At 42.7% G+C, this 658-nt stretch carries 1 protein-coding gene; it reads right to left on the bottom strand.

Going from position 1 to position 658, the window contains the following annotated elements:
• Nucleotides 1-658: AMP-binding protein (locus BV375_RS02705; RefSeq protein ID WP_143841962.1), on the bottom strand; the 658-nt coding region annotated here is incomplete at both ends.

Below are 658 nucleotides of genomic sequence, written 5' to 3' on the forward strand. Positions count from 1 at the left end.
TAAATGGGTTAGGTATAAACTTTTGTTGGGTTAGTTCTGGACGGTTGAGATAACCTCGCGCTAATCCAACACCACCAATATGTACTTCCCCTGCTATACCAATCGGTACGGGTTGCAAATCTTCATCCAGGATATAAATTTGTGTATTCGCAATCGGCCGACCAATAGGTGCAAAAATATAATCAGTTCCACTTTGGCAACGCCAGAAGGTGGCATCAATAGCTGCTTCTGTTGGCCCATAGCAATTCACCAGAACATTGTCCAACTTCAGACGCTCAAAGAAGCGCTCTACAAGTTCAATGGGTAAAGCTTCCCCGCCACTAGTAACGTGTTTAAGACATTGACAATTCTCAATTCCCTCTTCTTCTAGCAAGACTCGCATAATCGAGGGTACTAAAGCGATGACTGTAATTTGCTGCTTGACAATTGTCTTGATGAGATAGGCTGGATCTTTATGCCCGCTTGGACGAGCCATAATTAGCTGTGCCCCAAACGATAAAGGCCAAAATATCTGCCAAACAGATGGGTCAAAGCTAAAAGAAATAGTCTGTAAAACTTTGTCTTGTGGTGTTAATTTAAAGGTTTTTTGCCGCCAGTACAATGTATTGCAAATACCACGATGGGTAATCATTACACCTTTGGGCTGTCCTGTAGAACC

It is taken from the genome of Nostoc sp. 106C (genome assembly GCF_002154725.1).
In the GTDB taxonomy this organism is placed as follows: domain Bacteria; phylum Cyanobacteriota; class Cyanobacteriia; order Cyanobacteriales; family Nostocaceae; genus Aulosira.